The organism is Pseudomonas sp., assembly GCF_035554175.1.
Taxonomy (GTDB): domain Bacteria; phylum Pseudomonadota; class Gammaproteobacteria; order Pseudomonadales; family Pseudomonadaceae; genus Aquipseudomonas.
The window spans coordinates 63,772-83,199 of the sequence record NZ_DATMIV010000013.1; the positions used below are offsets into that span (position 1 = coordinate 63,772).

Sequence of the window (19,428 nt, forward strand, 5' to 3'; positions counted from 1 at the left end):
CGCCCGCCTGCCCGGCCGGCACATCACGCAGTCTTCTGCAACCCCGCCACGGTGCGTGGCATCGGGACGAAACCGGGCAAGGCTTCAATCCGCGCAAGCCAGGCGCGAACGTTAGCGTACGCGTCGAGCGCGACATTACCTTCCGGCGCGTGAGCAATGTAACTGTAGGCGGACACGTCAGCGATAGTCGGCTCGTCACCGGCCAGATACGCGGTTTTGCCCAACTCCAGCTCCATGACTTCAAGCAGGTTGTGGGCGCGGGCAATGACTTCCTCGGCGTTCAGTTGCGCACCAAACACTGTGATCAAACGTGCCGCCGCCGGGCCAAATGCAATCGGTCCCGCCGCTGCCGACAACCAGCGCTGCACACGGGCTGCGCCTACCGGGTCAGCTGGTAGCCAGCGACCGTTGCCATACTTGTGCGCCAGATAAACCAGAATCGCATTGGAATCAGCCAACACCACACCGCCATCATCAATTGCCGGGACCTGGCCGAAACTGTTGATCGCCAGGTATTGCGGCTGCTTGTGCTCGCCTTTGGCCAGATCGACGAAGATCAGCTCGGTGGGCAGTTGCAGCAATGACAGCATCAACTCGACGCGGTGAGCATGGCCGGAACGGGGAAAGTTGTAGAGTTTGATCGCTTGCATGGTCGACTCCGCTGAAAAGTGACGTCGCTACGAGGATGAGCGCGCCGATGAAGTCATCATCCTCGAGTTGCCAAAACAACAGAATCACCAACGGATGCAATCGATTATTTCAGCTGCTGCAATAACGTTTAAGCGATGAGTGCCGGATGCTCGCGCAATGCTTTGACCGCGAAGTCGACAAAGCTGCGGATCCGCGTCGGAGCCTTGCGCCCGCCCTGATACACCACATGGATCGGCAAGGGCGGCAATTCAAAATCGGCGAGGACGATTTCCAGCTCGCCGGCCGCCACTTTATCCGCCACTTGATAGGACAGCACTCGAGTCAGTCCCAGCCCTTTGCGCGCTGCGGTAATCGCCGACTGATTGGCGGTGACGGTCAAACGCGGTTCGGTACGCACACTAAGGGCTTGGCCAGCGTCGAAAAACGGCCAGTTGCGTTGTTGACCGATCGCCGACGTCGCCACCACCGGCAGCCCGGCCAGCGCCTGGGGGTGATCCGGTCGGCCATGCGCCGCCAGAAAATCCGGCGATGCGCAGATCACCCGCCGCACTTCCCCGACACGAATCGCATGCTGATTGCTGTCCGGCAGCTCACCGATGCGCACCGCGACATCGATGCCCTCCTCAACCATGTTCACGACCCGATCGAGCAACAGCGCGTTGATCGATACGTCCGGATAGCGGCACAGATAATCGGCCATGACCGGCGTCACGAACAGATCGCCGAACAGCACCGGCGCGGTGATCGTCAATTGCCCGCGCGGCAGCGTATGGCTACCCGCCGCTGAATCTTCGGCCTCCTGCACCTCGGCGAGGATCCGCCGGCAATCCTCGCAATAACGCTGCCCCGCTTCGGTCAGATGCACGGTGCGCGTGGTGCGAACCAACAGTTGCGTACCAATGTGCTGCTCCAGCGCCGCCACTGCCCGCGTGACACTCGCCGCCGACAACCCCAGACGCCGCGACGCCGCCGAAAAGCCCTGCTCCTGGGCAACGACGACGAAGATCTGCATTTCCTGAAAGCGGTCCATGGGATTCCTCGTCAATTTTGAGTGAAGTCTTTTTAGAGAGAGGCGGAACCTCCGGTGATGACCGAAAGACCGCATGTTGGTAGATGTGACGCAGCATGATTCATCCGACGGGGTAGCCTCGCCAGCCGCCCCTCCCCTACGCTGATTTGCCGAGGGACCTCCGTTGACGACATCTGCTTTCAAGGGAAGGCCTTACCTCGACTTGTTCTCATCGCAAAATCAATGCGCCCTCCGTTTCTGTTTACCTGAGCCTCGCAAATCGTTCCAGCAGTGGATAAAACTCCGCAAAATCTGAACTCAGCGGTTCATAGAGGGATGTCAGCTCCTCAAATGCGCTACATAGCTGCTCAGGCTCCGATAGTCGTTTGGATATGACATCCAGCCCATGGCCGATCATCGAAAAGTCTCTATACGCACCCAACCAATCCTCCGTAACGATCAAAGGCGCCAACCGAGCTAATGGCTCCGGCAAGGAAGGTTCGCTTCGTAGAAGGGCGTAAACCCTTTCCGAAAATTCCTTCAGGGTGGTTTCTGAGTACTGATCCCGATCCCGAGCCAAGCAGTGATCAAAAAACATGTCGAGGGCGATCCCACCATACCGACGTCGCGTGATCGTGAACCGATCTAGAGCTCGTTTCACCACAGCGTGAGAATCAGTGAACACGTCGATCTTGCGATGAAGGTGGATCGCTTCTTCTGTTTTTACAGAGAACCGTCCAGACAGTGCTCCCTTTACGAAATCTCCGTAAAGGCTTCCCAGCTGTGCAGGATCCTGCCCCCCGAGATGAAGGTGCGCTAGGTAATTCATGGCCACTCGCTATCGAGATATCTGATTGATTTCATTTGGCCTGGGTGAGTGCCGCAGGACTTGTTGTGAAACATACCATCCTATAGGTAGGCAAAAAATAGATCACTTATACTTCAGCTGAATATCCTCGATAGTTAATATCAATCAAACCACATTGTATGCCTACCTACTGGATGGTAGCGTATGGGTAAGTTTTCTGACTGCTTAGAAATCGTCGTCCTCCCATACCTGTGAGAATCCCCATGCAAGATTGGAAGCAAACCCGCAAAGACATCAACACACGGCTGGTTGATCTCAATGGCCTGTCCCCCGAGACCATGAAAGGCATGGCTGCGCTAGGCGCCGCTGGCGGCAAGACCAACCATCTGGACGCCAAGACCCGCGAGCTGATTTCTTTGGCCGTGGCTGTGACCACTCGTTGCGACGGGTGCATTGCCTTTCACGCGGCGGAAGCCAAGAAGCTCGGTGTCACGAGCGAAGAGGTCGCGGAAGCGCTGGGCGTCGCCATCAACATGAACGCTGGTGCTGCGCTGGTCTACAGCACCCATGTGCTCGACGCGTTCGACAAATCCTGAATTCCCGACCTTCCACTCTTACTTACGTCGAGATAATCATGAATAAACTGTTCACTCCGTACGATCTGTCCGGTGTTCCCATGAAGAATCGCGTAGTCATGGCCCCCATGACACGGACCCGAACGCTAGACAACATTCCAAACGAATCCAATGCGCTGTACTACGCGCAACGGGCTTCCGCCGGCCTTCTGATCACCGAAGGCCTGCCGATTTCCGACGAAGCACGCGGCTACCTTTACACGCCTGGTATTTACGCAGATGAGCACTTGCCAGGTTGGCGCAAAGTCACTGACGCAGTGCACGCTAAAGGCGGAAAGATTTTCGCGCAGTTGTGGCACGTAGGCCGAATGTCCCATGTCTCGGTGCATGGCATAGCGCCCGTCTCCTCGGGGACTGTGCCTGCTGTGGACACCACTGTTTATGCCTGGGTCGAGCCTGGCAAATCAGGCCCGGTTCAACCTAGCGCACCGCGTGCGCTGGAAACTGATGAAGTGAAACGTGTCATAGCGGACTTTGTGAAGTCTGCGCGCATGGCGATGGACGCCGGTTTTGATGGCATCGAAATCATGGCTGCCAACGGCTTCCTGTTCGATCAGTTCCTGAGCAGCGCCCTGAACACTCGCACCGACCAGTACGGTGGCTCTATCGCTAATCGTCAGCGTTTCTTGCTCGAAACCATTGACGCAATTGCAGCTGAAATTGGCGGTTCGAAGATCGGCGTACGTTTCTCCCCATTCGGACGCCTGTATGACTTTGGCGTGTACGAAGGCGAACAAGAAACCTGGATGAGCATGGCGGCTGCGCTCAACGATCGCGAGTTGGCGTTCGTTCACCTGAACTACCAGCCGACCATCCTCGCCGCACAAACACCACCTGGTTTCGGGGCCGCATTCCGTGAGGCCTACAAAGGCACCTTGATGGCCGCCGGCGGCTTCACCAAAGAGATCGCAGAGTCGGAACTGGCCAAGGGTGAACTGGACCTGGTGGCCTTCGGCACGGCTTACATTGCAAACCCGGATCTCGTAGAGCGCATGCAAAACGATTGGCCATTGGCCGAGGGTGATCGTGCGACCTACTACGGGGTCAGCGGTTCGATTGATAAGGGTTATACCGACTATCCGGAATATGCCTCGGCTAAAGCCTGATATTCTTTTTCCAGCATTCAGGAGCACACCATGCCACTCGTAACGATCAAAGGTATTGAAGGCGTTTTCTCCGATGAGCAAAAAGCCGAGGTAATTCGCAAAGTGACTGACGCCATGGTGTCGGTAGAAGGCGAAAACATGCGCGCCCTCACTTGGGTCATCTTTGAAGAGGTCAAGAGCGGAGATTGGGGCATTGCCGGCAATCCGGTGACAGCGCAGGAAGTATTGAAGCTGCAAGCCGGTAAATAAGGGCTTCACCTTCAAGTCTTTGGCTCCCCGGACATTGAGTGCATTTGTGCTCAGTGACCGGGGAGCTTTTTGCGTTCTGAAAGAACGCCCAGGTTTGTTGGGGATTAATCTGTGATTCTGATCATTAACAACGCACTTGGCAGGCTGTCTTTCTGGGTCAAGACAGTGAGTTCGCTTTCGTCGTGTTTGGTGCCGCAACGGTTGCCGGGATTCTGGTCGACCCTTGGGGCAAAAGCCTCACTTTGGCGGTGGCGATCATCGCCGGCTTTGGTCGATTCGGCCAAATCGCCGGTCGACTACTGATGTCATGTGGGTTTGAAGTCGTAGTACTGGATCCCGATCCCGATCCCGATCCCGATCCCGATCATATCGAGACGTTGTGCAAGTTCGGAGTCAAGGTGTTCTACGGCGATGCGACCCGCCTCGATTTGCTCCACGCTGCTGGCGCTGCGCAGGCAGTGGTGCTGATCAACGCAATCGACAATCGGGAAGACAACCTGGCACTCAGCAGACTGGCTCAGGAGCATTTTCCATCTCTGAATCTGGTTGTACGTGCTCGCGACATGGGGCACATCATCACCCTCCGCCAGTTGGGGATTGAGGCAGTTGAGGGGGAAACTTTCGAAAGTGCTTTGTCATTGGGACGCAGAGCGCTGGAACAGCTTGGGATCGGGCGCTACGAGGCTCGATAGCGCGCGGATAGATTCCGCCGGACGACACCGAGTTTAAACACGACGCCTACAAGCGCGCTAACGCGCTGCTGACAGAAATATTCAATGAAGATCGCACTCACCCGTTCGATAACAGGGGGGAAAACTCTACCTGCAATCAAGGGCAGAAACGCACCAGACTAAGCCATGGAGCTGAGGCTCGACTAACGAGCCTCTTCCAGCTCTGCCAGTATTACCTTCTTCAGGGCTGAGACGGATCGAGATCCAGGCATGACCCGCAAAAGTCGGCCCTGATGGAAGACCGCCAAAGACGGCACCGCGCGAATGCCATACATTTGCGCAATCGTCGGCGACACCGCGACGTCTATCTTCCCAAATACTGCCAAGGCGTGAAGCTTTTCCTCCAGCGCATGAAAGATCGGCTTCATCTCCTGACAAGGCTTACACCAGGATGCTGAAAACAGCACAACGCTACTGCCTTTGGCAATAAATCGGGCGAACTGTGGAGCGCTTAACTCAACGATACGGCTCATGAGATCCTCTTGCTCCAGACTGTGGGAGGTGCGGTACTGCTAGGTACCGCACAACCAATGCCTATCAAACTTTGCAGCCATCGATACCGCAGACTTGTCCTGCGAAATCCTCTTCCTTGACCTGTACCTTCGCCTGCATCTTATTCAGCGCTTCGAGAAAAACAGCCTCAGGCTGAGCACCGGACAACGAGAACTCGTTGTTGAAGACGAACATCGGCACGCCCGATCCCAATTGCGCAGCGAAGTGCTCGTCCTCTTCCATCTCAACGCGCAGCTCTACGGATGACCATGCGAGCTTGATTGATTCTTCCGACACGCCCACTTCCCGCGCAATCGCCTCCAGACTGGATCGATCAAACAGTGACTTGCCATGGGTAGTGCTCTGTTCAAACAACGCCTCCACGAGGCGTTTTTTCACCGCGGACTCTTGAACCGCTTTAACCAGGACATGGGCGTCCGAGGTATCCCCAAACTGCATCGAGGCAAATCGATAATCCAGACCCGCATCGTTGCCGTACTTAATTACGGTGTTCATCATCGCTTCAGCGGTGTCTGCGTTCCAGAGTTTGCGCTTGAGAGCAGCAATCATAGGTTCAGGTGTGTGGTTCGCCGCCAAGCGATAAGCACGAATATTTATCTGAACGGCGTCTTTTTCGTCAAAGCGATCCAGCGCTTTTTCAAAGCGACGCTTTGCTACCCAGCACCAAGGGCAAACAAAATCAGACCAAACATCGACAACGAATTTTTTCGAAGAGGTTTGCATGTCTCATCCTGCGAGAAGAAATTAAGACCGTATTGCCAGCGTTTCAAGCAAATGGTTGAAGCCAGCTAAAGGGTAGGTTGATCGGCCCAATGCCCAATCGATGAGGCTTGAGCCCTCTAGCGTGCTCAGCAGCATGAAGGCGTATTCCTCAACGGGTTTATCCAGCAACCAGTGATGAAGTTGGACTGCGTCATTGAGGGTGGCTGTCAGCCAGTCGAGCTGAGACTCAAAGAACTCCCGAGTGAGCTCTTGCAGCGAGATGGGCAATGCCGCCATTTCTGCCGCCAATGCACCACACAGTGGAAGTAGCCCGTCATGGGCGCTGGCGACGAACAGCTGAGAAAACTCACGTAGCCGCAATAGCGGATCCGGATGCCTGGCTTCTATCGAGCCAAGCGTCTCTGTGAATCGATGGATGTAATCCTTGATCAATTCCGCGCCCAGACATTCCTTGGTCGGGAAGTGATGATGAATACTGGCTTTCCTGATGCCGATCTGTGCTGCTAGGTGTGAAGACCTGAAATGTTTGGCAGTGGCCGAAACAAGTGGGGTGAGGCGGGGTGAGGCGGGGTGGAGCGCAATGAGTCGGCCTGAAACCCCCGGCCACGTTGATCCTAGTGGCGAGACGCCAAGGAAGGCCGCTGTTAAACCACTGCCAAACATCGCGGGAAGGAAAAAGGCTATTTTCTACCCTGCTGGGGGGAAATTCCCGAAATGTTTGACAGTGAGGCAAACAGGTCAAACGCCCATGCGCACGGCGTTAGAGCAAAATTTTGCATCCGATACTACGACGAGGAAACGGAAGCAAAGCGAATCCCGTGGGCTTAGGCAAAAATCGAAATAACCAACTGATTTATAACGAAAATTTTGTTACCACCTCTGAAACGTCAACGGATACAAAAGGAACACGTTTTTTCCTTTTCTCAGTCTAGCCAGCTACCGACCCAGACCACTCTCCCTACAATTTGAAGTGAGTCCAACAGCTCCTTCGGTACCTGCATATCCTTGTAAGCCTTGTTTTCGCTAATGATATGCACAGACCCGTCAAACTGGCGCTGAAGTCGTTTGGCGTATAGATAGCCGTCTAGGACTATGACGTAGATGCCTGCGCCTTCCAACACCGTATGGCGGATATCGATAAGTATGGTGTCTCCCGCATGCAGAAGAGGCTCCATTGAGTCCCCATCAACTCCGATCGCGCATATATGTTGGGATTGGAGGCCCTTTTTTCGTAGTGAATACTTTGTGAAGGCAAGGTGGGTTAGCGTTTCAACGCTCTCGTTCCATCGCCCCCCACCTGTGCTACATCGCGCATCATAGAGAGGGATGTAGGCATAAATATCGTCCTCCCCGAGCGTCTTAGCCCCTTCATCCTCCGGCCTCATGGGTTCTTCACCGGCAGCTAGCCAAGCAATATTCACACCTGCCGCTCTTGCGATTGCCACCAAGTTCTCAGTTCCTGGCAAAGACCCCGAGAGGTACTTCCGGATCAGGCTATCGCTGATACCGCATTCCTTTGAGAATGCCAGCACTGACCTTCCCTCCAGCGCCAACCCCAATCGCTCGCTAAATTTTCCTGTTTCAGCCTGCCTGGTCGAACTTGAAAGCTCTGATCTGTTGCCCCCTGTTTTTTTCAACCTTCGTATCCTATTGATTTTAAAAATATTATTTCTCCGAAAAACCGGAAAGCTAAATTTTTAGCTTGAAAAAGCTTTCTAGAGCTTTCTTTCAAGCTGTTTACTGCTAATATGCTTTCCTAGTTAACGTTAGAAACCCCTAAATAGTTCGAACTCAGTAGCGAGCAAGACAGTTATGGAACCAAAAATACCGAGAGATGACCCGGTCGCTGTTTGGGAGTGGGTCAAGTACCAGCTGCGGATCAAGGGCGTGCCGATGGCCGAGTTAGCACGGCGGCACAGAGTCACGCCTCAAGCGTTTGCTAGGGTCAAGCGTGTGCCTTACCCGCGAATGGAGAGGGTTATTGCAAAGGCTTTGCAGCTGAGGCCAATAGACATTTGGCCAAAGCGGTGGACATGCGACAGCGTCCCAGTAAGGCAGCGGCCAACCCGCGCAGAAAAAAGAGCGTACAAAACCGAGCTGTTTAGTGCAACCAATGCCGGCGGCAATCCAAAAATGGGTAATGCAGCATCATCTGCGCAGAATGGTGCTTGGTGATGAACAGTAAAAGCTCTGTAGTTTCGATAGAGATACCCGGATCCGCCTTTGAAGTTTCAAAAAAACATGGCTCGTGGTATTCGCCACAAGAAATTGCGGGTCTGCCCGGCCTCCCTGCAACAGTTCAGGGCGTGAACGCCCGAGCAAAGAAGCAAGGTTATGAATGGCGCGCCCGAAAGGCTTCCGGCGGAGGTCGCGAGTATGCGTTTCGCAGCTTACCGAAGGAAACGCAGGACGCCATTCTCACTAAGCCGTTAACAGAAAAACAGTCAGGTGAGCCAGAAGTAGGCGCAGTCGTAAATTCGGCTCGCAACACTTTGTTTTGCGTGTCGAGAGCGACCGACTCGCAACGAGCTGTGATGGTTGCCCGGTTGGCCTTCGTTCGTGAAATCGAACACATGTGCAAGGTCGTGAGCCAAAAGCGAGCCATCGAGACACTGCTGGAGCTCGTCAGACTTGGCGAGCTTAGCCCTTACCTGTCGGCACAGCTGGTGATCGCCAACAACCGCAAAACCGAAGACCGCACACTGTCAGAGCGAACCTTGCTCCGCTGGATCGTCGCCTTTCGCGAACACGGCGAGGCAGGCCTCATTCCCGCTGTCCGTCAAAAAGAGATGGGGGTGCCCGTCTGGTTTGCAGCGTTTCGCAAACACTACGCCAATCCAAACAACCCAAGCGTTGCCTACTGTTATGGCAAATTCAAAGAGGAATATGACGGCGTCTGCCCGAGTATCGAGCAGGTCCGCCGCTTTCTGGACAAACTGAGCCCGGAGGCCCGCGAGCAAGGCCGGAAGAGCCCGCAGGCCCTGAAAGCCCTTCAACCCTTCAAGCGGCGTGATGCCAGCATGCTCTGGCCGAACGATGTCTGGATTCCAGATGGCCACAAATTTGACGCTGAGGTTATTGATCCGATTTCCGGGCAACCGTTCCGCCCGGAAATAACCATGGTTATTGATTGGGCGACTCGTCGGATCGTGGGTTACGGGGTCAGTTTGGCCGAGTCCGCCTTCTCCACCATTGATGCATTCAAAGAAGCTGTTACGCGCTGCGGCATGTACAACATTCTGTACTCCGACAACGGCAGCGGCTTTGTCAACGAAACCGTTAAAGAGATTAACAACCGGTTGGGCGGCACGCACACCACGTCCCTGCCGTACAACTCTCAGGCTCGCGGCATCATTGAGCGGCCCCACAAAACCATCCTGGTTCCTCTGGCGCAGACCTATCCTTCATATATAGGTGCGCTCGTCGACAAGGAGGCAGCGACAAAGCGTCACCGGATTTCTCGCAAGCAACTCGCTGCGGGCTTTAAGCCGATCAATATCCCGTCGTTCGAGCAATTCCTGTACGACCTTGAGCATGCGCTTAACGACTACAACACGCGGCCACATTCCGGCCTGCCGCGAATCCGCGACGCGGAAACCAATTGCCTTCGCCATCTCTCCCCACTCGAAGCGTGGAAACAGGCTATCGCAGAAGGCTGGGAGCCGTTGAAGGCCCCGGCGAATGTGGTCGAGGCGCTGATGCGTCCTCAGGTCGGGCGCAAGACCCATCGTGGCGAAGTGCGCTGGAACAATGGCATCTATTTCCTCGACGCCCTGCGCGACTTCCACGGCGAAGACATTCGTATCAGCTACGACATCCGCGACCCGTCAAAAATTTTGGTATGGACGTTGGAGGGTGCTCAGATCGGCGAGGCCACTCTGGGTGGCAACTCCCAGCCCGCCATGCCGTTGAGCATGGTCGATAAAGCCCAGGAAACCCGCGAGAAAGGCCAGCTTTCCCGGATCGTCAAAAAAGCCAAGACCATTACGGGTAAGGACGTCGAGCTGCGGGTGCTCTCGCAAGATTCGAATTTCGAATTCAGCTCTCAGCAGCGCCTGATTGCCCAGGAAACCGCGAAGCAGATCACAGCCGAACAATCAGCGCCGCCCGCTTGGGCGCCTCCGAAAAAACCGTTGAGCAAATACAGGGCATGGGAGCAGCTAGATGCTCGCGTGCAAGCAGGAGAGGTATTGAGCGACGCGGAAAAAGACTGGTGGGGTCGTTACCCCCACCTGCCTGAATTTGCGATTGCCAAAGAAACGTTGGAGTTCAAGCCCAACGACAAGCGTGACGCCCGTAAGGCAACCGCCTAACAACATTGCAATAGGAGCAACACCATGAGTCTAGACCAAAACCTACCGTTGACCAACATCGGCCACCTGGCCACCGCCGTCAAAGTTGCAATGGATCGCCCTCAAGGCGTGCCTGGAATCGTTGTGATGTACGGCCCCAGCGGGATTGGCAAGACCAATGCGGGCGAGCGCGTGGAGCGTCAGCTCAAGGCTTTTCGGGTTGAATGCAAGGATATCTGGACCAAGAAAGCCTTCCTGCAAAGCATCCTGGCCGAAATGAATATCACCCCAGAGCGCACGCTGTCAGCGATGGTTGCGCAGATCGCCCAGGGACTGATTGGCGCAACAAAAATGAAGCCGCGCCGGGCGCCGGTGTTGATTCTCGACGACGTGCAATACGTCCTGGACAAGGCTTTTGCCAACGTATTGACCGACATCTATAACGCCAGCGGCCAGAGCACGCTGGTGCTGATCGGCGAAGAGCGGGTGCCGAACAGCCTGGCTAAATTGGAGCGCCTGCACAACCGTGTCCTGGAGTGGGTGCCCGCCGATGATGCTGATCTGGATGACGTGAAGTGTTTAGCGGCGGCGCACTACCCGGATTTGACGCTCGCTGACGACTTGCTCGAAAGCTTATTAGATGCCGTCAATTTCTGCCTGCGCCGGGTGGTCGCGAACCTACACCGTATACAGCGGGTCGCGCTGAATGAGGGCTGGACATCCGTTGACCTGCAATTGTGGGGCGACAACGGCTGGTCAACCGGGACTCACCCGACACTGGATCGGAGTCGCAGGAAATGACCCGGCCCGTCGACATCTCCGCCTGGGGCAATGAGCCGCCCCGCTGGGTACTGCTTCTCGCTGAGGCAGTACGCCGCGAAGGCACCCGAACCAAGGTCGCCGCGATCATTGGTTATGACCGGGCCTCCGTGGGCACCGCGTTGACCAACAGCTATCCATCGCCCTCCACCGACGGCATCGAGCGTGCCGTGCTGCGGGCGTTCGACTCCGATTCAAAGGAGGCCAGTGATGCGCCCGCTCAATAAAAAGGCCAGCCAAGTGGCTCTGCCGCTTCCATCCAGTAGCGAATGGCTGCGTCTGCTGCGCACCGAAGCCGAACTGCAAACCATCACCGGCGCCGCCAAGCGAATCGGCTGCGCCCGCTCCAAGGTCAGCATGCTGCTATCGGGCAAATACCCGGCAAAAACCGTCCGGGCCGAGCGTCAAGTGTTGAGAGTGCTGGGAAGCGTCCAGTGTCCCGTGCTCGATGGCGAAACCATGGAGGGCTCCTGCTGCCAGGCGCATCGGCTGCGAGCAGCGGGCACGCCACCCACAAACAACTCTACGGCAATCTTGTACTGGCGCAGCTGTCAGGTCTGCCCGAATAACGGCGCCATCGTGATCAGCGTCCGCTACTCCGCCATGACATACGTCGCCAGCAATAAAGAGCAAAAAGCTACAGCCAGCAACACGATCAGTGCCGAGCAAGCTGCCGTGGCCCTGCTTCGAAAGATGGACTTCGATCCAGAGTTGCTGGAGTGCGTCAGCTCCAGCGAGAGCAAGGGTCAGGGCACTCATACCTTTATCTACCGGGAGGTGCAGTGATGCACACACAAACCGCTTTGCTGCACCAACCAAACCGCTTCGCTATCGCCTATGAGCGCGAAGGCCACCAATTTCGAGTGCTGACCCCGGAGCTGGCCGAGGATCTGGCGAACTTCAACTGGGTGGGTCGTGAACTAACGCGCCTGGGCGTGCCAATCCTCATCAGTAGCTTTTCAGAGCGCTGCATTGAGCTGTCCCCCACTGAGGCCAAACGGCTCTACGCCGAGCGGCTGGATATCAGTACCTGGGCGTTTCAGCCAACCGCTGGTGGTTGTCGCGTTCGAGTGTGTTGCCGAGGGATCTACCTGCACTGGTTCGAATCGATAACCACTCGCCCGATTTATGAGGTGCTGCGATGAGCCTGGCTGAGCCGACCTTGAGGGATCTGATCATCAGCCATCAGGACAGCCTCAACCGTTTACGGCTGGCAGCACCGAGATGGATAGCTTCAGAGCGCAAACGCGGTACCCAAAGCATGGCCTTTTTGACGGCCGAAATCGAAAAACTGAAGAAGCTGGAAGGAAAGAAAAGATGAACACCAAACCTACTGAAAAGGTGATCCCCGAAGGCTACCGCGAGGACGCTCAAGGTCGCCTGGTTCACAAAGACATGATCAAACCAATCGACGCCGAGCGCGACCGCCTGGTGTGCGAAATCGTAGAGCGTGCGGTAGTGCTCAGCGAATCCCTGACCAACTTCAAGGCTAGCGCGTTCGGTGACATCGACGCGTTTGTAGATATGAGCCTTGAGCAGTACGGCGCGAAGGTGCGCGGCAAAAAAGGCAACTTGTCGCTGCTCAGCTTCGACGGTCGCTACAAGGTTCAGATGGCCGTGCAGGAAAGCATCGTATTTGACGAGCGCTTGCAGGCAGCTCGCGCATTGATTGACGAGTGCGTGACCGATTGGACGCAAGGCGCCCGGCCTGAGGCGATCACCCTGATCAACGACGCCTTTCGGGCGGACACTCAAGGCGAGATTCGCACTGCCCGCGTCCTTGGATTGCGTCGACTGGGCATCGAGGACGAGCGCTGGAAGCGGGCCATGCTCGCCATCGGCGAAGCGTGTCAGGTAGTGGGTTCCAAGTCCTACGTCCGTGTGTACGAGCGTGTCGGTGACACCGACCAGTACCGCCTGATCAGTCTTGATCTGGCATCGGCGTAACCACTCGGCAGCGTCAAAAAACAAAGACCAACGATCCAGGAGGCAACCGTTATGCAGATCTACCACACCACTGACAGCGATCCTGTCCCGCTTGGATCGCTGGATCACGATCAGGCCCGCGCCGAGCTGAAAGCTTTGATGGATGACTTCGAAGCGCGAGGCGGTCGCGTTCAAACGTTCGGTTTCAAGATGCTTGGCGCGTCCGGCGCATTCACTGGTGCCAGCGTTTACGGGAAGCGCCCGAAGACAAAAAAAGCGGGATCAACGCACCACTAAAGCGAAACCACCCCGGTCTCCGGGATGGTCTGCCGGGCGTGGTTGCCCGGTACTGAAGAGCAGCCGAGGGACGATATGACGCAAGAAGACTGGGATGCGCTGAAAGCGCAAATGGATCAGCCATGGGGGCAAATGAAGCTGCAATGCGACCAGTTCGAATTGCTCCTGGTGCAGAGCGCATCCGTTAGGCGCAGATGCTGGGAAACCATCGTGTATGTCGGTGGATTTATGAGGACGGAATGGATGCAGGTTGATGGCGATGGCCAGGCACTGCACGAGGAAGCGCGCCGCTTCATGCGCAAAGTTGTCCGCCCTCTGTATTCAGCCAGGGAGGTCGAAGGAATTCGCAATACATATGGCAAGCGCAGGGCGACCGAGAGCAAAGCCAAGAAATTTGTCATCTTCGATTGTGCCTGGAAGAACTTCAACAGCCTGAAAAAACACCTGTTGGCGAACAACACCAGCATCACCCGAATTGTCGAGGCTTGACGCTATGCCTAAGAGATTGGATTTAACCCCGCGTGACCGTATCGCAATTGAGGCCATGAAGAAGTTTTTACCCAACTGGATTGACCTCGCCTATATGAAAGAAGGGACGACGTCCCGTGAAGTGTTCGAGTGGGCCGCCAACGCCTCTTACTTCGTTGCTGACGCCATGCTGAAAGCTCGCAGCGGGTTGCTGAAAACCAGAGAACTCAAAGCCGATGACAATGAACTGAAGGCGACGACCAATGAATAAGCAGAAATATATGAAGGGCAAGGCCGTGGTATCGCTGGTCAGCATTCTTCTCAGTGTGGCTTTGCTGTACAGCAATGCAAGCGTGCACCAGTTCGCGTTTTACGTCGTCCTTGTTCTCAACATCATCGCATGGGTTTTCGCGTTGCTTGGCGGGATAAGCGACCTGGCGGCAGCCAATATTCGCAAGGGGTTCTGGGTCACCCTGGGTACCGCCGGTTTTTCAATTGTGGCGTTGATTATTACAGGCCATCTCGCTCTGGCGGCGTCAGTCTCTGCACTTCAGGCCCTGTGTTGGATCCTCGCCTTCAATCAAACCGAGGTGAAGGCATGAGCCTAACGGACATCCTACTTACCGCGATTTTCTGCGGGCTCATCGCGTCGACTGCTCATCACTACGTTCGCCTACGGCGACAAAATCGGTCCATCGAACAGCAGCGTGCGTTCCGTGCGCATAAGCGTGAAGTAGAGCGCGCCGCAAGGAAGGCGCTATGAGCTTCGATTTGATCAATTACATGAGTCTGTTGGAGATCCTCGTTTTCGCGATTTACTGCGGGCTCATCGCTTCGTACGCTCATCGCTACGTATACCTGCGGCGAGAAAAACGAGCCGCACAGAAGGCTCGGCGCGCTGCTTTTTGGGTGGGGTTCGGATTGGCGCTGTTATCGGCTATGAGCTTCGATTTGATCAATTAAGCGAAACCGCCCCGATCTGTCGGGGAGGTCTGCCAGGCGCGGTGGCCTGGTACTGATGAGCAGCCAAAAGAGGATTGTGGCGATGAATAACGTACCGATTGCGCCGCAGGAATACCTGCATGGAGTAAAGGTCGTGCAGATTGAAGACATCCGGGTTGCCCGTGGACTCACTCGTCGACCTTTATCATCGTGCACGCACAGAAAGATGGTCTATGACGGCAACGAGCGTCGCATCTGGTGCACCGACTGCGAGACCGAAGTCGAAGCGTTCGACGCGTTTCTTCATCTGGTTGAGAGGTTCGGCGCCGCAGAAGCCCGCATCAATCACCGCGCTGCAGAACTGGCCGAGGCGGAAAAATTCCAGATCCGCAGTCGTGCCGCCAAAGTGATGGACGAAGCCTGGCGCAGCACAAAGATGGCGCCGCTGTGCCCTCACTGCAATGCCGCGATCCTTCCTGAAGACGTAGTCGGCGGCGTGGCTAGCGCATCGAAAGCATTGGTCGCTGCGGCGCGCAAACGGCAGCAGCCCCCAAGCCCTAGCAGGTAAGAAAGCGAAACCGCCCCGATCAGTCGGGGAGGTCTGCCGGGCGCGGTGGCCCGGTACTGATGAGCAGCCAAGATGACAACTGAGACAAAAGCTGACCGTAAGAAACGCCTGGCACGTGAGCGCAAGCGTCGGCAGCGCAAGGGAAACCACCAGCGCCGCGAGGCGTTGGGCGCACGCGTAATCAGCTTTGAGTCGTACGCCGAAACCCGCGAAGCGCTGGAGCGTATGCGTCAGCGCCATGACTTTTCGTGCAACGGCGAAGCCATCACGCACTTGATTCACGCGGCGGACGAATTAGCAAAACGTGACATGTCACGCTATGGCGATTTGTTCGGCGTGACCTGTCACGTTTCGGAAAAATAGAGGCATGAATCATGTCACTGATCAGCCAGGCCAACCCGCAGGAATCCACTCCACCACCCAAGCTTCGCCTGGAGTGGTACGGCGTCGAGCGCTACTGCGTGCACTGCCGCGAGTATTGGCCTGCTGACAACGAGTTTTTCCGGGTGCGTGCCGATGACGGCAAGTTTTCGAGCTGGTGCCGCGCCTGTGAATACGAAGCCCGCAACAACAAACGCCGAGTGAAACGATGAATATTCGAAACATCAACCTGGCCAAGATTCATGTGGCCAAAAAGCAACTCGGTCTGGATGACGAGACGTATCGGGCGATTCTGGCCCGTCTCTGCGGCGTCAAATCCGCCAAGGATTTGAATGCCCGGCAGTTGCCGCTGGTGCTGCAGGAGTTCGAGCGCCTTGGCTGGCAGCCCGTCAAAACCAAGCATGGCAAGCGCCCGAACCCGCCGGATAACAAAGCCGCCTTGATGAGCAAGATAGAGGCGCAACTGTCCGCTGCCAATCGATCCTGGGCGTACGCCGACGGCATGGCCATGCACATGTTCAAGGTGGAAAAGGTCGACTGGCTGGGCGGTGATCAACTGCTCAAGCTGGTCCAGGCACTGGCGATTGACGCCCGTCGCCATGGTCGCAAGACCTAGCCAGCGACACGAGCTGGAAGGGGCGCAACGCCCCTTCGCTGCCCCGGCCGGGCTAGCCGTCAAAAAAGAATTTGAATTTTTACTCTAATTTTCCGCTGTTTTACCCCCATTCCGGCTGTCACCCCCTCTCCGAGCGTTTAGCATGCGGTTCTTACTGAACTCTTTCTGAATGGTCATCCCATGAGCTTTACCGCCTCCGCCACCGTCAAGCGCATTGACGCCCAGTGCCATGCGCACCGGATCTGCCGCAACGTGTTGACCGGCAAGCGCTACCGGATCCTCTTCGAATCCGCCACCAGTGCCGAGCTGGAAAACATCGAGCACCACATCGAGGTCAAGACGCAAGCGGAATTGGCCGACCGCACGGTATGGGAGTTCATCGCATGACGCCGCCTAAACTACGCCTGTCCGATGTTAGCGAGCGATTGCCCGGCCACATACGCGACCTAGCCGAAGTGATCGGCCTGCCTGCATCGATTCGCCTGGTGGAGTCCATGGGCGGCACGACCATTCAGATTTCCACCTGCCGCACCCATCGCGGAGAGGCACACCACAAGCTGTTGGTGGCCGTGATTGGCAAGCGTTACGCCACGGCCATTGCCAGGCACTGGCCGAATCAGGCGATGTATATTCCGCGTTGCGCCGAGGCGTTACGGGCCATGCGTAACCTGGAGCTGTCGTTGCGCTTTGAACAGGAAACTGCGGCGGGCCAGCCCAGTCAGGTGGTGGTGACCCAACTGGCCCTCGACTACAAACTGTCCGACCGGCATATATGGAGTATTCTCAAGCGCTCGGGTGGCTGCCTGTGGATGCTGGAGGAGCGCACGCCCGACCTGTTCGACTCGTTCTTGCCGCCGCTGCCAGAGCCCAGTCGCAACGCCGAACACATGAACGGTTGATCCGTTGATTGGCCGCAAAGCCCCGCCCCGAGCGGGGTTTCGTGTTTCTGAAGACTCGAATCCTACTGAACAGGTTCGCTGAGTTCGCCTGTTACCCGCCTACAAAATGGCGGCATGAAAACCAAGCCCACCGCACTTGCCCTGACCTCGCCCCGCGCCTATGCGTGCGCGATCCTCAAGGCGCCCGATGAGCAGCGTCGTCAGATGCTCTTGCAGGCGTGTCCGGAGCATTGGCGCGCCCTGGTGGCCAGCCATCTGGCCACTGCAGCGCTGACCGCCAAGCCGATCAAGAAACCAGCGCCGTCGCGCCCGGCAAGCAAGCCACCCGTGACGGTCGACTACATCCCACCGCCACCGCGTTCGACCGCTCGCGCCGTGGGCCGGGAATACCTCTCACAATTACACGCCGCTATCGGCACCAGGAGTTCTGTTCGTGAGTAAAGGACTATTGCCTCGGGGCATTCGCAACCACAACCCCGGCAACATCGTGCACAGCACAAATGCCTGGCGGGGAAAGTCGCTCAACCAGACCGACCCTCGCTTTGTCGTATTTGACGATCCGCTGTGGGGCATTCGTGCCATTGCACGAACCCTGTGCACCTACCAGATGTACCGCCTTGCCACCGACGGCAGTTGCATCGACAGCGTGCGGGAGATTATTTCGCGCTGGGCGCCCCTGACCGAAAACGATACGCATGCCTACGTTCACCATGTCGCAGCCTGCCTTGAGGTCGACCCGGATGACCCAGTGGTGGATGTCACCGACTACCACACCCTGCGCCGACTGGTGCTCGCCATCATCGGTCACGAAAACGGCGAAGGCCCGATGCCTTGCGGCGGCTGGTATCCAGGCTACGTGATCGACGGCGGTTTGTACGCGGCCGGTGCGATGCGATCAGCGTCGGCAGCAATCCCGGCATGAAGACGGTTATGGGCTTGCTGATGAAGCTTTATTGCTACTGGACGACGTTGCCGCCAGGTGTGCGCAGCCTGGGCGTGCTGACAATCACGCGGTATTTGCACGGCCTGTTGCGACTGGTGATGTCACCCCTCAAGGCGCGCTTGCTGGTGGCCGGTCTGCTGTTGACCGGCATGGGGGCGCTGATACTGGACGGTCACGAAGTCGCCCGCGCTTTGGATGACGGACAGGCCGCGTTGGAAATGCTGCTGGGAGAACTGCAGAAATGACACAGATCAATCTTTGGGAATTGCTGGGCACGGCCGGTGCATTTGTCGTGGCGATGTTTGCCATGCTGCAAATCATTTTGCGCAATTTTTACAAGCACCTGGACGGGCGTTTTTTGACGCTGGAAAAGGAGCTGGAAAGCGTGCGCAAGCTGGAAGAGTGGCTGCACCAGCTGCGCGCCGAGCTGCCCAGGCATTACGTCATGCGTGAAGACTATATCCGAGATCGCGCCGCCGGTGAGGCCAGAGTCGACGCACTGGCCAAGTACGTTTATAGCGTTGGAAAGGAGAACAGGCCCTGATGGACATCTCAAAATCACGGCGCGAAACCATGCGCTGGACCGCGTTATTGACGCTCAATGAAGCACGGCCGGTAGGCGCGCATGGCGCCCTGGTCTTGTCAGTGCTGCGCACGATGTTTCCAGATGCCACCACTCTGGAGCTGCGTCGGGAAATGGAGTACCTGGAAGCGCGTGATCTGGTCGAGGTCATTGCCGATCCCGATGGTAGCTACGCCGCCAAACTGACCCGCGACGGCATCGATGTCGTGGAATACACCGTCGACTGCGAGCCGGGAATCGCTCGACCGCCCCAGCATTGGGCGGATTGA

The 19,428-nt window shown here is 56.6% G+C and carries 34 protein-coding genes, 3 other RNA genes and 1 pseudogene; 31 read left to right on the forward strand and 7 right to left on the reverse strand.

Going from position 1 to position 19,428, the window contains the following annotated elements; all coding sequences use genetic code 11:
- Positions 1 to 23 precede the first annotated feature (23 nt).
- The 3 genes from VNV36_RS05990 to VNV36_RS06000 form a co-directional block, all read right to left on the reverse strand.
- Entirely contained in the window at positions 24 to 650 is a 627-nt protein-coding gene (locus tag VNV36_RS05990; RefSeq protein WP_325716958.1) for a glutathione S-transferase family protein, read from the reverse strand.
- A 128-nt stretch (positions 651 to 778) separates the two neighbouring features.
- On the reverse strand, positions 779 to 1,681 hold the full coding sequence (locus VNV36_RS05995) for a LysR family transcriptional regulator (protein ID WP_325716959.1): 903 nt from the start codon (positions 1,679 to 1,681) through the stop codon (positions 779 to 781).
- A gap of 241 nt (positions 1,682 to 1,922) precedes the next feature.
- Entirely contained in the window at positions 1,923 to 2,489 is a 567-nt protein-coding gene (locus VNV36_RS06000; protein WP_325716960.1) for an acyl carrier protein phosphodiesterase, read from the reverse strand.
- Between the two features lie 242 nt (positions 2,490 to 2,731).
- Here VNV36_RS06000 and VNV36_RS06005 point away from each other — a divergent pair, with 242 nt between their 5' ends.
- The 4 genes and pseudogenes from VNV36_RS06005 to VNV36_RS06020 form a co-directional block, all read left to right on the forward strand.
- Positions 2,732 to 3,064: a carboxymuconolactone decarboxylase family protein gene (locus tag VNV36_RS06005; RefSeq protein WP_325716961.1), complete on the forward strand. Its 333-nt coding sequence runs from the start codon at positions 2,732 to 2,734 to the stop codon at positions 3,062 to 3,064.
- A gap of 38 nt (positions 3,065 to 3,102) precedes the next feature.
- Positions 3,103 to 4,209: an alkene reductase gene (locus VNV36_RS06010; protein WP_325716962.1), complete on the forward strand. Its 1,107-nt coding sequence runs from the start codon at positions 3,103 to 3,105 to the stop codon at positions 4,207 to 4,209.
- A gap of 30 nt (positions 4,210 to 4,239) precedes the next feature.
- Positions 4,240 to 4,458, forward strand: coding sequence for a tautomerase family protein (locus tag VNV36_RS06015; protein WP_134175963.1), 219 nt, complete (start codon positions 4,240 to 4,242; stop codon positions 4,456 to 4,458).
- A 128-nt stretch (positions 4,459 to 4,586) separates the two neighbouring features.
- Positions 4,587 to 5,275: pseudogene (locus VNV36_RS06020) on the forward strand (NAD-binding protein); the annotation flags it as partial.
- Positions 5,276 to 5,332: 57 nt separating this feature from the next.
- Here VNV36_RS06020 and VNV36_RS06025 read toward each other — a convergent pair.
- The 4 genes from VNV36_RS06025 to VNV36_RS06040 form a co-directional block, all read right to left on the reverse strand.
- Complete coding sequence (locus tag VNV36_RS06025) at positions 5,333 to 5,680, reverse strand: thioredoxin family protein (protein WP_325717015.1); 348 nt, start codon at positions 5,678 to 5,680, stop codon at positions 5,333 to 5,335.
- 46 nt (positions 5,681 to 5,726) lie between these two features.
- A complete protein-coding gene (locus tag VNV36_RS06030) occupies positions 5,727 to 6,425 on the reverse strand; it encodes a DsbA family oxidoreductase (protein ID WP_325716963.1) in 699 nt (232 codons plus the stop codon).
- 21 nt (positions 6,426 to 6,446) lie between these two features.
- The gene (locus tag VNV36_RS06035; RefSeq protein ID WP_325716964.1) at positions 6,447 to 6,857 is read right to left on the reverse strand and encodes a TetR/AcrR family transcriptional regulator; all 411 of its coding nucleotides are present in this window, start codon (positions 6,855 to 6,857) and stop codon (positions 6,447 to 6,449) included.
- Positions 6,858 to 7,348: 491 nt separating this feature from the next.
- Positions 7,349 to 8,062: a S24 family peptidase gene (locus VNV36_RS06040; RefSeq protein ID WP_325716965.1), complete on the reverse strand. Its 714-nt coding sequence runs from the start codon at positions 8,060 to 8,062 to the stop codon at positions 7,349 to 7,351.
- A gap of 175 nt (positions 8,063 to 8,237) precedes the next feature.
- Between VNV36_RS06040 and VNV36_RS25730 the strand changes: the two genes are divergently transcribed.
- The 27 genes from VNV36_RS25730 to VNV36_RS06170 all read left to right on the forward strand — a co-directional run bounded on the left by VNV36_RS25730 (position 8,238) and on the right by VNV36_RS06170 (position 19,428).
- A complete protein-coding gene (locus tag VNV36_RS25730) occupies positions 8,238 to 8,600 on the forward strand; it encodes a helix-turn-helix domain-containing protein (RefSeq protein WP_414705499.1) in 363 nt (120 codons plus the stop codon).
- Positions 8,600 to 10,738 carry a DNA-binding protein gene (locus VNV36_RS06045; protein WP_325716966.1) on the forward strand — a complete coding sequence of 713 codons (2,139 nt, stop codon included), beginning with the start codon at positions 8,600 to 8,602 and terminating at the stop codon, positions 10,736 to 10,738. Before VNV36_RS25730 ends, VNV36_RS06045 begins: the two co-directional genes overlap by 1 nt.
- Positions 10,739 to 10,786: 48 nt before the next feature.
- Positions 10,787 to 11,518: an AAA family ATPase gene (locus VNV36_RS06050; protein ID WP_325716967.1), complete on the forward strand. Its 732-nt coding sequence runs from the start codon at positions 10,787 to 10,789 to the stop codon at positions 11,516 to 11,518.
- Complete coding sequence (locus tag VNV36_RS06055; RefSeq protein ID WP_325716968.1) at positions 11,515 to 11,763, forward strand: hypothetical protein; 249 nt, start codon at positions 11,515 to 11,517, stop codon at positions 11,761 to 11,763. The genes VNV36_RS06050 and VNV36_RS06055 overlap by 4 nt, the downstream gene beginning before the upstream one ends.
- On the forward strand, positions 11,747 to 12,322 hold the full coding sequence (locus tag VNV36_RS06060) for a hypothetical protein (RefSeq protein ID WP_325716969.1): 576 nt from the start codon (positions 11,747 to 11,749) through the stop codon (positions 12,320 to 12,322). Before VNV36_RS06055 ends, VNV36_RS06060 begins: the two co-directional genes overlap by 17 nt.
- Positions 12,322 to 12,681 (forward strand): hypothetical protein, encoded by a 360-nt coding sequence (locus VNV36_RS06065; RefSeq protein WP_325716970.1) that lies wholly within the window; start codon positions 12,322 to 12,324, stop codon positions 12,679 to 12,681. The genes VNV36_RS06060 and VNV36_RS06065 overlap by 1 nt, the downstream gene beginning before the upstream one ends.
- Complete coding sequence (locus tag VNV36_RS06070; RefSeq protein WP_325716971.1) at positions 12,678 to 12,857, forward strand: hypothetical protein; 180 nt, start codon at positions 12,678 to 12,680, stop codon at positions 12,855 to 12,857. Before VNV36_RS06065 ends, VNV36_RS06070 begins: the two co-directional genes overlap by 4 nt.
- Positions 12,854 to 13,483 (forward strand): DUF3164 family protein, encoded by a 630-nt coding sequence (locus tag VNV36_RS06075; protein WP_325716972.1) that lies wholly within the window; start codon positions 12,854 to 12,856, stop codon positions 13,481 to 13,483. The genes VNV36_RS06070 and VNV36_RS06075 overlap by 4 nt, the downstream gene beginning before the upstream one ends.
- 51 nt (positions 13,484 to 13,534) lie before the next feature.
- Entirely contained in the window at positions 13,535 to 13,759 is a 225-nt protein-coding gene (locus tag VNV36_RS06080) for a hypothetical protein (RefSeq protein ID WP_325716973.1), read from the forward strand.
- An RNA gene (locus tag VNV36_RS06085) (hammerhead ribozyme type II) lies at positions 13,759 to 13,828 on the forward strand. The genes VNV36_RS06080 and VNV36_RS06085 overlap by 1 nt, the downstream gene beginning before the upstream one ends.
- A gap of 6 nt (positions 13,829 to 13,834) precedes the next feature.
- The gene (locus VNV36_RS06090) at positions 13,835 to 14,248 is read left to right on the forward strand and encodes a hypothetical protein (protein ID WP_325716974.1); all 414 of its coding nucleotides are present in this window, start codon (positions 13,835 to 13,837) and stop codon (positions 14,246 to 14,248) included.
- Between the two features lie 4 nt (positions 14,249 to 14,252).
- Entirely contained in the window at positions 14,253 to 14,498 is a 246-nt protein-coding gene (locus VNV36_RS06095) for a hypothetical protein (RefSeq protein ID WP_325716975.1), read from the forward strand.
- Positions 14,491 to 14,829, forward strand: a complete 339-nt coding sequence (locus VNV36_RS06100) for a hypothetical protein (RefSeq protein ID WP_325716976.1) — start codon at positions 14,491 to 14,493, stop codon at positions 14,827 to 14,829. The genes VNV36_RS06095 and VNV36_RS06100 overlap by 8 nt, the downstream gene beginning before the upstream one ends.
- A gap of 157 nt (positions 14,830 to 14,986) precedes the next feature.
- Complete coding sequence (locus VNV36_RS06105) at positions 14,987 to 15,190, forward strand: hypothetical protein (protein WP_325716977.1); 204 nt, start codon at positions 14,987 to 14,989, stop codon at positions 15,188 to 15,190.
- Positions 15,189 to 15,259: hammerhead ribozyme type II (locus VNV36_RS06110), an RNA gene on the forward strand. Before VNV36_RS06105 ends, VNV36_RS06110 begins: the two co-directional genes overlap by 2 nt.
- Positions 15,260 to 15,272: 13 nt before the next feature.
- Positions 15,273 to 15,737 (forward strand): hypothetical protein, encoded by a 465-nt coding sequence (locus VNV36_RS06115; protein WP_325716978.1) that lies wholly within the window; start codon positions 15,273 to 15,275, stop codon positions 15,735 to 15,737.
- 2 nt (positions 15,738 to 15,739) lie between these two features.
- Positions 15,740 to 15,810, forward strand: an RNA gene (locus VNV36_RS06120) — hammerhead ribozyme type II.
- Positions 15,810 to 16,100: a hypothetical protein gene (locus tag VNV36_RS06125; RefSeq protein ID WP_325716979.1), complete on the forward strand. Its 291-nt coding sequence runs from the start codon at positions 15,810 to 15,812 to the stop codon at positions 16,098 to 16,100. The genes VNV36_RS06120 and VNV36_RS06125 overlap by 1 nt, the downstream gene beginning before the upstream one ends.
- Before the next feature lie 11 nt (positions 16,101 to 16,111).
- A complete protein-coding gene (locus VNV36_RS06130) occupies positions 16,112 to 16,330 on the forward strand; it encodes a hypothetical protein (RefSeq protein ID WP_325716980.1) in 219 nt (72 codons plus the stop codon).
- Positions 16,327 to 16,734 (forward strand): gp16 family protein, encoded by a 408-nt coding sequence (locus tag VNV36_RS06135; protein WP_325716981.1) that lies wholly within the window; start codon positions 16,327 to 16,329, stop codon positions 16,732 to 16,734. The genes VNV36_RS06130 and VNV36_RS06135 overlap by 4 nt, the downstream gene beginning before the upstream one ends.
- A 180-nt stretch (positions 16,735 to 16,914) precedes the next feature.
- Positions 16,915 to 17,121, forward strand: coding sequence for a hypothetical protein (locus VNV36_RS06140; protein ID WP_325716982.1), 207 nt, complete (start codon positions 16,915 to 16,917; stop codon positions 17,119 to 17,121).
- Complete coding sequence (locus VNV36_RS06145; RefSeq protein ID WP_325716983.1) at positions 17,118 to 17,633, forward strand: Mor transcription activator family protein; 516 nt, start codon at positions 17,118 to 17,120, stop codon at positions 17,631 to 17,633. The genes VNV36_RS06140 and VNV36_RS06145 overlap by 4 nt, the downstream gene beginning before the upstream one ends.
- Before the next feature lie 114 nt (positions 17,634 to 17,747).
- Positions 17,748 to 18,074 carry a hypothetical protein gene (locus VNV36_RS06150; protein ID WP_325716984.1) on the forward strand — a complete coding sequence of 109 codons (327 nt, stop codon included), beginning with the start codon at positions 17,748 to 17,750 and terminating at the stop codon, positions 18,072 to 18,074.
- Positions 18,067 to 18,555, forward strand: coding sequence for a structural protein (locus VNV36_RS06155; RefSeq protein WP_325716985.1), 489 nt, complete (start codon positions 18,067 to 18,069; stop codon positions 18,553 to 18,555). The genes VNV36_RS06150 and VNV36_RS06155 overlap by 8 nt, the downstream gene beginning before the upstream one ends.
- Entirely contained in the window at positions 18,552 to 18,821 is a 270-nt protein-coding gene (locus tag VNV36_RS06160; protein ID WP_325716986.1) for a hypothetical protein, read from the forward strand. Before VNV36_RS06155 ends, VNV36_RS06160 begins: the two co-directional genes overlap by 4 nt.
- Complete coding sequence (locus VNV36_RS06165) at positions 18,818 to 19,120, forward strand: hypothetical protein (RefSeq protein WP_325716987.1); 303 nt, start codon at positions 18,818 to 18,820, stop codon at positions 19,118 to 19,120. The genes VNV36_RS06160 and VNV36_RS06165 overlap by 4 nt, the downstream gene beginning before the upstream one ends.
- Positions 19,120 to 19,428, forward strand: a complete 309-nt coding sequence (locus tag VNV36_RS06170; protein ID WP_325716988.1) for a hypothetical protein — start codon at positions 19,120 to 19,122, stop codon at positions 19,426 to 19,428. Before VNV36_RS06165 ends, VNV36_RS06170 begins: the two co-directional genes overlap by 1 nt.

Coding starts and splice junctions, on each gene's coding strand:
- VNV36_RS05990 (WP_325716958.1), bottom strand. CDS start 650: ATGCAAGCGATCAAACTCTACAACTTTCCCCGTTCCGGCCATGCTCAC.
- VNV36_RS05995 (WP_325716959.1), bottom strand. CDS start 1,681: ATGGACCGCTTTCAGGAAATGCAGATCTTCGTCGTCGTTGCCCAGGAG.
- VNV36_RS06000 (WP_325716960.1), bottom strand. CDS start 2,489: ATGAATTACCTAGCGCACCTTCATCTCGGGGGGCAGGATCCTGCACAG.
- VNV36_RS06005 (WP_325716961.1), top strand. CDS start 2,732: ATGCAAGATTGGAAGCAAACCCGCAAAGACATCAACACACGGCTGGTT.
- VNV36_RS06010 (WP_325716962.1), top strand. CDS start 3,103: ATGAATAAACTGTTCACTCCGTACGATCTGTCCGGTGTTCCCATGAAG.
- VNV36_RS06015 (WP_134175963.1), top strand. CDS start 4,240: ATGCCACTCGTAACGATCAAAGGTATTGAAGGCGTTTTCTCCGATGAG.
- VNV36_RS06030 (WP_325716963.1), bottom strand. CDS start 6,425: ATGCAAACCTCTTCGAAAAAATTCGTTGTCGATGTTTGGTCTGATTTT.
- VNV36_RS25730 (WP_414705499.1), top strand. CDS start 8,238: ATGGAACCAAAAATACCGAGAGATGACCCGGTCGCTGTTTGGGAGTGG.
- VNV36_RS06045 (WP_325716966.1), top strand. CDS start 8,600: ATGAACAGTAAAAGCTCTGTAGTTTCGATAGAGATACCCGGATCCGCC.
- VNV36_RS06055 (WP_325716968.1), top strand. CDS start 11,515: ATGACCCGGCCCGTCGACATCTCCGCCTGGGGCAATGAGCCGCCCCGC.
- VNV36_RS06060 (WP_325716969.1), top strand. CDS start 11,747: ATGCGCCCGCTCAATAAAAAGGCCAGCCAAGTGGCTCTGCCGCTTCCA.
- VNV36_RS06065 (WP_325716970.1), top strand. CDS start 12,322: ATGCACACACAAACCGCTTTGCTGCACCAACCAAACCGCTTCGCTATC.
- VNV36_RS06070 (WP_325716971.1), top strand. CDS start 12,678: ATGAGCCTGGCTGAGCCGACCTTGAGGGATCTGATCATCAGCCATCAG.
- VNV36_RS06075 (WP_325716972.1), top strand. CDS start 12,854: ATGAACACCAAACCTACTGAAAAGGTGATCCCCGAAGGCTACCGCGAG.
- VNV36_RS06080 (WP_325716973.1), top strand. CDS start 13,535: ATGCAGATCTACCACACCACTGACAGCGATCCTGTCCCGCTTGGATCG.
- VNV36_RS06090 (WP_325716974.1), top strand. CDS start 13,835: ATGACGCAAGAAGACTGGGATGCGCTGAAAGCGCAAATGGATCAGCCA.
- VNV36_RS06095 (WP_325716975.1), top strand. CDS start 14,253: ATGCCTAAGAGATTGGATTTAACCCCGCGTGACCGTATCGCAATTGAG.
- VNV36_RS06100 (WP_325716976.1), top strand. CDS start 14,491: ATGAATAAGCAGAAATATATGAAGGGCAAGGCCGTGGTATCGCTGGTC.
- VNV36_RS06105 (WP_325716977.1), top strand. CDS start 14,987: ATGAGCTTCGATTTGATCAATTACATGAGTCTGTTGGAGATCCTCGTT.
- VNV36_RS06115 (WP_325716978.1), top strand. CDS start 15,273: ATGAATAACGTACCGATTGCGCCGCAGGAATACCTGCATGGAGTAAAG.
- VNV36_RS06125 (WP_325716979.1), top strand. CDS start 15,810: ATGACAACTGAGACAAAAGCTGACCGTAAGAAACGCCTGGCACGTGAG.
- VNV36_RS06130 (WP_325716980.1), top strand. CDS start 16,112: ATGTCACTGATCAGCCAGGCCAACCCGCAGGAATCCACTCCACCACCC.
- VNV36_RS06135 (WP_325716981.1), top strand. CDS start 16,327: ATGAATATTCGAAACATCAACCTGGCCAAGATTCATGTGGCCAAAAAG.
- VNV36_RS06140 (WP_325716982.1), top strand. CDS start 16,915: ATGAGCTTTACCGCCTCCGCCACCGTCAAGCGCATTGACGCCCAGTGC.
- VNV36_RS06145 (WP_325716983.1), top strand. CDS start 17,118: ATGACGCCGCCTAAACTACGCCTGTCCGATGTTAGCGAGCGATTGCCC.
- VNV36_RS06150 (WP_325716984.1), top strand. CDS start 17,748: ATGAAAACCAAGCCCACCGCACTTGCCCTGACCTCGCCCCGCGCCTAT.
- VNV36_RS06160 (WP_325716986.1), top strand. CDS start 18,552: ATGAAGACGGTTATGGGCTTGCTGATGAAGCTTTATTGCTACTGGACG.
- VNV36_RS06165 (WP_325716987.1), top strand. CDS start 18,818: ATGACACAGATCAATCTTTGGGAATTGCTGGGCACGGCCGGTGCATTT.
- VNV36_RS06170 (WP_325716988.1), top strand. CDS start 19,120: ATGGACATCTCAAAATCACGGCGCGAAACCATGCGCTGGACCGCGTTA.